General features: G+C 73.4%; 10 protein-coding genes and 1 pseudogene. 1 reads left to right on the top strand and 10 read right to left on the bottom strand.

Annotation, left to right across the window (positions count from 1 at the left end; all coding sequences use genetic code 11):
• The 10 genes and pseudogenes from AB0J39_RS36100 to AB0J39_RS36055 all read right to left on the bottom strand — a co-directional run.
• Positions 1 to 618 (bottom strand): annotated as a pseudogene (locus AB0J39_RS36100) (hypothetical protein); the annotation flags it as partial.
• Positions 615 to 1,016, bottom strand: a complete 402-nt coding sequence (locus tag AB0J39_RS36095; RefSeq protein WP_169986131.1) for a pilus assembly protein TadG-related protein — start codon at positions 1,014 to 1,016, stop codon at positions 615 to 617. The gene AB0J39_RS36095 and the pseudogene AB0J39_RS36100, both read right to left, overlap by 4 nt.
• Positions 1,017 to 1,222: 206 nt before the next feature.
• Positions 1,223 to 1,624, bottom strand: a complete 402-nt coding sequence (locus AB0J39_RS36090) for a TadE/TadG family type IV pilus assembly protein (protein ID WP_363473098.1) — start codon at positions 1,622 to 1,624, stop codon at positions 1,223 to 1,225.
• Between the two features lie 41 nt (positions 1,625 to 1,665).
• Entirely contained in the window at positions 1,666 to 2,334 is a 669-nt protein-coding gene (locus tag AB0J39_RS36085) for a TadE/TadG family type IV pilus assembly protein (RefSeq protein ID WP_363473096.1), read from the bottom strand.
• A gap of 43 nt (positions 2,335 to 2,377) precedes the next feature.
• Positions 2,378 to 2,620: a hypothetical protein gene (locus AB0J39_RS36080; protein WP_363473093.1), complete on the bottom strand. Its 243-nt coding sequence runs from the start codon at positions 2,618 to 2,620 to the stop codon at positions 2,378 to 2,380.
• Positions 2,620 to 3,612, bottom strand: coding sequence for a type II secretion system protein (locus AB0J39_RS36075; RefSeq protein WP_363473091.1), 993 nt, complete (start codon positions 3,610 to 3,612; stop codon positions 2,620 to 2,622). Before AB0J39_RS36075 ends, AB0J39_RS36080 begins: the two co-directional genes overlap by 1 nt.
• A gap of 108 nt (positions 3,613 to 3,720) precedes the next feature.
• Positions 3,721 to 4,668, bottom strand: a complete 948-nt coding sequence (locus AB0J39_RS36070) for a type II secretion system F family protein (protein WP_363473088.1) — start codon at positions 4,666 to 4,668, stop codon at positions 3,721 to 3,723.
• Positions 4,665 to 5,984 carry an ATPase, T2SS/T4P/T4SS family gene (locus tag AB0J39_RS36065; RefSeq protein ID WP_363473086.1) on the bottom strand — a complete coding sequence of 440 codons (1,320 nt, stop codon included), beginning with the start codon at positions 5,982 to 5,984 and terminating at the stop codon, positions 4,665 to 4,667. Before AB0J39_RS36065 ends, AB0J39_RS36070 begins: the two co-directional genes overlap by 4 nt.
• Positions 5,981 to 6,784: a hypothetical protein gene (locus tag AB0J39_RS36060; protein ID WP_363473084.1), complete on the bottom strand. Its 804-nt coding sequence runs from the start codon at positions 6,782 to 6,784 to the stop codon at positions 5,981 to 5,983. Before AB0J39_RS36060 ends, AB0J39_RS36065 begins: the two co-directional genes overlap by 4 nt.
• A gap of 1 nt (position 6,785) precedes the next feature.
• The gene (locus AB0J39_RS36055) at positions 6,786 to 7,469 is read right to left on the bottom strand and encodes a hypothetical protein (RefSeq protein WP_363473082.1); all 684 of its coding nucleotides are present in this window, start codon (positions 7,467 to 7,469) and stop codon (positions 6,786 to 6,788) included.
• A gap of 503 nt (positions 7,470 to 7,972) precedes the next feature.
• Between AB0J39_RS36055 and AB0J39_RS36050 the strand changes: the two genes are divergently transcribed.
• Positions 7,973 to 8,341: hypothetical protein (locus AB0J39_RS36050; RefSeq protein WP_363473079.1), on the top strand; the 369-nt coding region annotated here is incomplete at its 3' end.

Genomic DNA, 8,341 nt, shown 5'->3' with positions numbered 1-8,341 from the left:
TACATATGGGGTGCCGCCCGACAGCGGCACCCGGGCCGGCATGCCGACCCGCCGCAGCCCCGCGTAGACCTCGACGACCACGCACAGGAACAGCTGCAGCCAGGCCAGCCACACCAGGAGGATCAGGATCGCGATGATCGTGTCGGGGCCGACCTGGCTGGTGAACAGGTCCGCGTTCAGCAGGTCGCCGCTGACGGGCGGACCGGCCAGCCGGAGCAGCGCGTACGGCACGCCGCCCACCAGGGCCACCAGCGCGACCAGGGCCCCGAGACCGGCGAGGACGTCCCCGGCCGTACGCCGGGTCCGCAGCCGTACGGGCCGGTCGTCGTGCCAGTGCTCGGGCGCCCGCTGCGGCCCCAGCACGGACGGCAGGCCCTCCGGACGCGGGCGGGGGCCCCGCCCGGGCGTGCCACCCGCGGGAGCTTCGGCGCCGGAACCCCGCTGGGCTTCGCGCTCGAACCCCCGCCGCGCTTCGCGGCCGGAAGACCGTTGCGGTTCGCGTTCGAACCCTCGCCGCACTTCGCGCCCCTGACTCCGCTGGACCTCGCGCCCGGACCCCCGCTGGGTCTCGCGGAGGAACTCCTCCCGCCGCCCGCCCGGCGGCCGCGTGCCTGTCATGCCTCTCCCGGGTCAGGAGCGGCCGTGGCCTCCGCCTCCATGTCCGAGCCGGCGAAACCCAGCGCGGCGAGGAAGAAGGCGTTCCAGTGGACCGACACCGCCACGGTGACGTCCGCCTGGCCGCCGCCCACGGTGCACTCGGTCATGCGTACGCCGTCGGCCTGCTGGTTGGCCGTGATCTCCTCGGCCGGGCCGCACACCGCGCTCTCGTCGGCGAGCAGCCGCACCTGACCGGTGGCCCGCAGGGTCTCGACGTCGATCTGGTCGGCGGCGGCGCGGGCGGCCTGCTCGGCGATGTCCGCGGCCTTCAGCCGGGCGTTCATGGCGGCCCCGCCGTCGACCAGCAGCCCGGCCAGCAGGAACACCACTCCCGAGAAGAGGACCACGAACACCGACATGGAGCCGCGCTCCGCCGGGCCCCCGCGTGCGGCGGAGCGCGGCGCGTGCCTGACCACCACAGGTCTCACGCGGGGGCGCGGCGAGGGCATCGCGCCTCGGGCCGGACGCGGAGCGGTCCCGTGGTCACGCGGACGCCGGCCACGCGGACGCCGGCCACGCCACGGGACGACGCAAGCCGGAGAGCCGGGGCACGGGCGCGGCGGGGTCACTGCACCCTCCGATACCGTTCGAGCGGCACGACCGAGGCGCCCGACATCTGCTTGGTGGCGCCGAAGCCGAGGACGTCGAGGTTGAGCTCGCAGGTCACGGTCGCCCGGACGAAGCCGTCCATCTTCCACTCGCTGCCGGACATGCTGACCTGCGGCGAGCAGTCGCCGGACAGCGCGGCTTCGGCCGCCTCCTTCGCGGCCGACTCGGCCTCCGCCTCGGTGCGCTGCACGGAGGCCGCCCGGGCGGCGTCCCGCGCGGCCCCGTTGACCTCTCCCTGGGCCTCCACGATCCGGCCCGCGCCGACGAGGAACAGCAGGAAGAGCAGGAAGAGCGGGGCCAGCATGACCGTCTCGGCCGTCATCGACCCGCGTTCCCCCACGTCGCGCCTTCCGGGCACGCCGCGCTCGCCGGACGGGGCGGATTGGGGTGAGATCCGGGTCATTCGCAGCCGTCCGAGCCGTCGTCGGGGCGGAAGCACTCGATGGGCCCGCCGAAGCGCGAGGTGATCGTGAAGGTCGTCTCGGGCAGCAGCGGCACTACCTGGACGGCGCTGCCGGTGATCTCCACGCCGCGTTGGTCGCCCTGCTCCCACGCCTTGGCCTGGGCGTTCTTCAGCAACTGCGGTCCGATGGCCTGCACGATCTGCCGCGCCTTGCCCTCGGCCGCCTCCTGCCAGCCGTCGGAGCCGCCCGCCCGGGCGACGCGCGCGCCCTCCCGCGCGGCGGCGTCGGCGACCTGACGGCCGTGGAACCAGAGCGTGACCTGCACGATCAGGAGCACGACGGCGAGCACGACCGGCATGAGCATGGCGAGCTCGATCACCGTGGCGCCCCGCTCGCCCTTCCGGCGTCCAGAGGCCCGCCCGCCTCGCTCGCCGCGCCCGCTCGCCCCGGCCCGCGCGTTTCCCGCGAGCCGTTCACTCACCCCCGCCCGCGTACTGGCCCCGGCTCGACGCGGGCGGGACCCGTTCGGCACGCGGGCCGCGTCGGCGGTCGCCCCGGCCGGGGCGCCGTGGCCGACGGCCCCGGTGCCCACGACGGCGGTGCCCACGACGGCCACCACGCGCTCCGCGCACCGCACGGGATCCGCGGCACGCGCGTTCGTCACTCCCGGCATGGTCGCCATACCCGGGTCGCCAGGCCCCTGCCGGTCACTCCCCGCCACCGCCGGCACCGCCGCCACCACCGTCGCCGCCGCCGCCGAAGCTGTTCTGGATGTCGGACTGCTTCTGCTCGACCAACTGCTTGATGAGCGTGGCCAGGCCGAGCGCGACTCCGGCGATGATGGCGGTGATGATCACCCATTCGACCGCCGAGGCTCCCCTGGACGGGGCGTTCCTGGCGCGGTCCAGCCGTACGTGGAGCACGGCGATCAAATAGTGGAACCAGAGCATCAGGCCCCCAACATCTTCATGGCTGCGGGAAAACTGAGGAAGATCACGAAGCCCGCGCACAGCAGGAGCTGGGCGACGAGCATCGACTGGGACCGTTCGCCCGCCTTGCCCTCGACCTCCGCGAGTTCGCGGCGGCGCAGGGTGGCGGCGCGGGCGGTGAGGGAGGCGCGGACCTTGGCGCCGTCGTCGGCGACGAGCCCGAGCGCGGCCGACAGGTCCCGCAGCTCGTCAACGTTGATCTCGTCGCCGAGCTGGCCGAGGGCCTGCCAGGGGGTGATGCCGACGATCCGGGCATTGGCCAGCGCCTCGCGGATGCGCTCCATCGCCCAGTTGGAGCCGGGGGCGGGCCCGGCCCTGTTCACGGCCCCGTTGGCGGACACGGCGCCGTTCAACGCCCCGGGCGTGGTGACGGGACTGCCGACGGCGACCGCCATCATCAGCGCCTCGGGCACGCCCCGGCCGCCCGCGAGGTTCATCGACACGAGGTCGAGGAAGGCCCCCACGGCGTGCCGGAAGTCCCGGCGTCGTACGGCGGCGTCCCGCCGGATCTGCGCGTCGGGCAGCAGGAAGAAGATCACGCAGACGACGAGGGCCGACCAGAGCGGCACCTGCACCGAGACGCCCCACCCCATCAGCGCGAGCCAGCCGACGAGGATCGGGAACGCCAGCAGGCCGGAGACGCCGAGCAGCAGCTTGGTCGCGAGGAACCCCTCGAAGGACTTGCCGAGAAGCGCCAGGTCGGCCTTGACGGACCGCGCCTCCCACCCCCGCGCCGCGTAGAACCGGGCCAGCCGCAGGCCGAGCGTGCGGCGGAACTCGCTGACGTCCTCCTCGGGCGCGATCAGCGGCGCCCGCGGCACGCCCTCGCCGTCGCGGGCCTGGTCGAGCGCGGCGAGCCGGGCGGTCAGGCCCGGCCGGGGCGGGAACAGCGCCCGCAGCAGCAGGAAGAGCCCGAGGCCCAGCACGGCTCCGCAGAGCACTGTCTCGATCACGGCGCCCTCCGCCCGTCGGCGAGATCACCGATGCCATCGCGCCCGATGAACGGGGGGTGCCTGATCACGAAGGGCGAAGCCGCCGGCCGGGGGCGGCAGACCGCACGATCACGCCTGGTCATGGAGCAGCTCACCGCCCCTCCCCGCGACGTTCTGCACGACCACGTCCTTGGTGGACGGTGGGGGGCGGTGGTAGGGAGCCAGGATCCGGGCCGGCTTGTCGAACCGGGCGAGCCGCCGCATCCAGGCGAACCCCGCGCCGAACAGGCCCGCCACCACGACCAGCACGGCCTGGCCGAGCACGGAGTTGTACTCCTCGACGTACGAGCGGTTGAAGACGACCAGCGCGGCGGCGAAGGCGAGGGCGGTGCCGACCACGATCTGCACGCTCTTGCGGGTGGACCTGCGCTCGGCCTCCACCCGCCGGCGCATGTCCAGCTCCTCGCGCGCGGAGACCGCCAGGGCCGAGAGCACGTCGCGCAGGCCGGGCCCGCGCAGCCGCGAGTTGAGGATCAGCGCCGCCACGACGAGGTCGGCCGAGGGGTCGTCCAGCTCGTCGGCGAACATCCGCAGCGCGTCGGCGAGCGGCATCCGCGTGTGCAGCCGGTCGACCAGGGCCCGCAGGTGCGGTTGCAGCGTGGGGGCCGCGGCCCGGATGGAGGAGGGGATGGCCTGTTCGAGCCCGGCCGCGCCGGCGATCGTGTCGCGCAGCGACTCCGTCCACGCCGCCAGGCCCTCCAGGCGCCGCATGGCGGCCCGCTCCTCCGCCGCGCCGCCGGTGAACCCCCGCCAGGCCAGGACCAGCAGCACGGCTCCCCCCGCGATGACCGGCCAGCCGGTCACCACCAGCACCAGGACACCGGTGACCGCCGCGATCGCCGAGCGCGTGGACAGGGCGCGCAGCAGGCGCATCCGCTCGGCCCTGCCGTCCGGACCGGCCGGCCGGGGGCGCAGGCCGTACAGCGCCAGGGCGAGCAGGAAGAGCCCGCCGCCCGCCGCGGCGCCGGCCAGCAGCACCAGGGGATCGAGGACGCCGGGAGGCAGCAGGCCGCTCATCGCCACGCTCCCCGCGCCGGGTCGTACCCGTGGGCGGCCAATTCGTCCGCGCAGGAGATCGGGGCGTGCGGCACGAGGTGATCGCCCGCCATGGCGAACACCTCCGAGGACAGCACGCGCCCGTCGCAGCCCGTGACCTCCCGGACGCTGGACACGTAGCGGCGCAGGGTGCCTCCCCGGTGGTAGTCGTTGCGCTTCTCGATGAACACCACGAAATCGATGGCCCCGGCGATGAGCATGTGGGTGGCCTCGATCGGCAGCCGCTCCTCGGCCTGCAACGCGTACGTCGCGATGCGGTTGAACACCTCCATGCTGGAGTTGGCGTGGATCGTCGACAGCGACCCGTCGTTGCCCTGGGTCATCGCGTTGAGCATCGTGACGATCTCGTCGCCCAGCACCTCGCCGACGATCACTCGCGAGGGGTTCATGCGCAGCGACCGCCGCACGAGCTCGGCCATCGTGATCTCGCCCTGCCCCTCGGAGTTGGGCAGGCGGTGCTCGAAGGCCACCACGTTGGGGTGCAGCTCGGGGAACTGGTCGAGCCCCAGCTCCAGCGCGCGCTCCACCGTGATCAGCCGTTCGTGCTGCGGGATCTCGTTGGCCAGGGCCCGCAGCAGCGTGGTCTTCCCCGCGTTCGTCGATCCCGCGATCATGATGTTCTTCCGCGCGGCCACCGCGGCCGTGAGGAACCGGCCCAGCTCGGGGGTGAGCGTGCCGTTCCCGACGAGGTCGCTGAGGAACACCTTGCCGAGGCGGGCGCGGCGGATCGACAGCGCCGGCCGCACGGTGACGTCCATGACGGCCGACAGGCGGGAGCCGTCCGGCAGGCGCAGGTCGAGCTGCGGGTTGGCGGTGTCGAAGGGCCGCGACGACAGGCCCGAGTACGCCGCGAGGATCTGGATCAGCTCGACGAGCTCCTCGTCGGTCTCCGCGACGGGGTCGTGCATGAGCTCCTGGCCGTCGGCGTACCCGACGAAGACCCGGTCGCAGCCGTTGATGTCGATGTTCTCGACCTCGGGGTCGTCGAGCAGCGGCTGCAGGCGGCCGACGCCGAACAGCGCGGCGTGGATGCCCGCCGCCAGCGCCTCCTCCTCCTCGGCCGTGGGCGGGGTGCGGCCGACGCCGATCTCGCCCCGCGCGTGCTCCTCCAGCACCTGCGCGATCAGGGCCCGGGCGAACTGCCGCTCGTCCTCCCCCGACATCGGCGGCACGCCGCTCGCCTGGTCGAGCCGCCGCTGGTGCGCCAGCCGGTCGCCGACCTCCTGCCGGAACCGCTTCACCAGACCGTGGTCGATCGGCCGCCGCTGGGAGTTCACGACCGCACCTCCGGCTCCCTGTTCGCCCTGTTCGCCGTCCTGATGACGGGCGGCGCCGCCGCCGTGTCGCCGCCCGCGGCCAGCTGCGCGGCCAGGCGCGTGGCCAGCTCCCTGGCCGTACGGATCAGGAGGCTGCGGTCGAGCCGCCCGCCCCACTGCCCGCGCAGCAGTTCGGCGCCCTTCGGGTCGTACGCGAGGCCGCCGACGAAGGCGACGTCCCAGCCGGAGACGATGCGCCTGATCTCCTCCAGCGACGACCGGTACGACCGGGGGTCGGCGATCACCACGACCCCGACCTTGCGCCCGATCAGCGACAGCCGTTCGCGCAGGTGGGCGACGTTGTCGAGGCTGGCCCGGGTGAACAGCACCACCTGGTCGGCCTCGGCCACCAGGTCGCCGATCTGGGGGTGCAGGCCCAGCCGGCCGCAGTCGGCGAGCACGTCGGCCTGGGGCAGGGCGGCGAACGCCCGGCCGAGCGGGCCCCACAGCCAGGTGAGACCGGCCGCCTGCTCGCCGTTGGTCAGGCCGGCCAGCACGTCGAGGCCGCCGACGAGCCGCTGCGTGTGCTCGTAGATCAGCTCCGCGTGGAGCCCGCGCCGCGCGACCGCGCCGAGGCTGAGCAGGCCGCGCCCGGGGTTGAGCACGCTTCCGTCGTCGCCGGGCAGCCGGTAGGCGAGGTCTCCGCCGGAGGGGTCGCACTCGGCCAGCAGCACCGGGCGGGGCCACACGGCGCCGAGGGCGGTCGCCGCGGTGGTCACGCCGGGCGCCCCCTTGTCGGCGGCGAGCACGATCAGCGCCACGTCACTTGACCCCCGGGAGCATGATGAGGGCGATCTCCCCGCTGGAGGCGTACTGGGCGACGGCGGGCGCGATCGACGTGTCGACGACGACCGTGACCAGCCCGCCGCCCGAGCGCCCGGAGCCCACGCCGTGGACGCGGGCGGCGGTCGCCAGCACCTTCTGCTGGGCGGTGGCCGACCCGCGTCCGGGCGCCGGCACGTAGACCACCTGGACGACGTCGCCGCTCCTCAGGTCGGCCGGCATCTGACCGGCCTTGAGCGACAGGCCCACCTTGGCCTTGCCCGGTCCGACCTGGTCGGTCGTCTTGGCGGTCATCGGCTCGGTGAGCAGCGTGCCCGGCAGCAGCGTCACCCGGGCGTACGTCGTGGCCACCTGGTCCTTGAACCGCCAGGGGACGTAGTCGACGCCGGTGTCGGCGATCTGCACCTCCTGCATCGCGGACAGCGGGATGAGCTGCCCGGCCCCGACCTGCTGGGTGATCCGCACGGCCGAGACGCGGTCGCCGCTGCGCATGACCAGCAGCGTGGTGGCCAGCGCGCCACCCAGGATGAGGAGGACGGCGAGCGCGGCGAGCGCGGGCTTGCGCTCTCTCGGCGGGACGGGCAGCTTGCGTGCGGCCGGTCCGGACAGGCCGGGCCGTGCGGGTGCCCGGCCGTCCTGCGACGTCTTCTCGCTGATCCTCATGGGTGGGGGACTCCCAGGGATGAGGGCGCCCTTCTGTTTCGGGCCGCTCGAATTTATTTACGGTCTTGCCGTTTGTTGCGAATTCACTCCATTATGGCCAGCTTGCGCCGCCATAAGTGCCCTGATGCGCGACCCATGCTTATCCGTTAGGAATACGCCTGTCAACGGGAGTCGATCTATCGCCATATCGACTCATAGCTTTACTCTCACGATATTTCGTGATAGTACGTATGCACTTCTTTCCCTGTTGTCACACCATTCACACTGTTCGTGCTTTGCGGACGGCACGCAAGCGGATCCGTACGCGGAAGGACTGTCCCGGCGGTGACGTCGAAGTGTGTCATGACAGGCACCTTTACCTATTCCGGAAAACGCGCAGATGAGCGCGGGTGGCGCGGCTACGGTGTCTCCGCAGGGCCGCACCCGGAGATCTTCACGGGAACGCGCCGGGATGAAACGCTCTCCGCGAGGCCGCCGTACAACCGCCTTCTGGGAGTTCGCGCATGCGGATAACGCTCACCGTGGTCGGCGAGGACGGCCGTCGCGACGTGCTGGTCGAGGGCGACGAGAGCACCTCGGTCGCCGCCCTCGCCGCGGCCCTCGCCGATCTGCTCGACGGCGCCGCCGCCCGGCCGGCCAACGTCGTACGGCTTCCGCACGCCCGCGCGCCGTACGACCTGGACCGGGACCGGCAGGCCCGGCCCCCGGCCGAGGTGAAACTGTGGGTCGACGGCCGCCCGGTCGACCCGGACGCGCCCGTGTTCGGCCTGCTCAGGGATGGCGACCTGGTGGCCGTGGACGGCCACGCCGCCGTGGCGACGGTGACCGAGGAGCCGGGCGGGCAGGCCGAGCTGCGCGTGGTGGGCGGGCCC

It is taken from the genome of Microbispora sp. NPDC049633, assembly GCF_040675265.1.
Lineage (GTDB): Bacteria > Actinomycetota > Actinomycetes > Streptosporangiales > Streptosporangiaceae > Microbispora > Microbispora maris.
The sequence above is the reverse complement of the archived record's forward strand: the minus strand, read 5'-3'. Positions and strand labels throughout refer to the sequence as shown.